This window comes from Flavobacterium sp. GQ95 (genome assembly GCF_059758655.1).
On sequence record NZ_JCAXEB010000065.1, the window covers coordinates 1 to 595 of the forward strand.

Here is a 595-nt window from a genome sequence, read left to right on the forward strand (position 1 = left end):
CGTGGACCAGTCAGTACCTACGGCAGATGCCGGAGCGGATTTTACCAAAAATTGCAGTGTAAATACAACAGGAAAAACGATCGGTGCAGCAGCGGTGGCTGGTACTACTTACCAGTGGAGCCCGGCTACAGGATTAACGAGCGCAACAGTGTCGAATCCAATGGCCAACCCATCGGTGACTACCACCTATACGCTAACGGCAAGCAATAGTACTACAGGTTGTACGGCTACCGATACAGTGATCGTTACTGTGGACCAGTCAGTACCTACGGCAGATGCCGGAGCGGATTTTACCAAAAATTGCAGTGTAAATACAACAGGAAAAACGATCGGTGCAGTAACTGTGGCGGGGATCACTTACCAGTGGAGCCCGGTTACAGGATTAACGAGCGCAACAGTGTCGAATCCAATGGCCAATCCATCGGTGACTACCACCTATACGCTAACGGCGAGCAATACTGCTACAGGTTGTACGGCTACCGATACAGTGATCGTTACTGTGGATCAGTCAGTACCTACGGCAGATGCCGGAGCGGACTTTACCAAAAATTGCAGTGTAAATACAACAGGAAAAACGATCGGTGCAGCAACTGTG

At 50.1% G+C, this 595-nt stretch carries 1 pseudogene; it reads left to right on the top strand.

The features are described from left to right. Positions 1 to 595 (top strand): annotated as a pseudogene (locus AC6CH4_RS25945) (hypothetical protein); the annotation flags it as partial.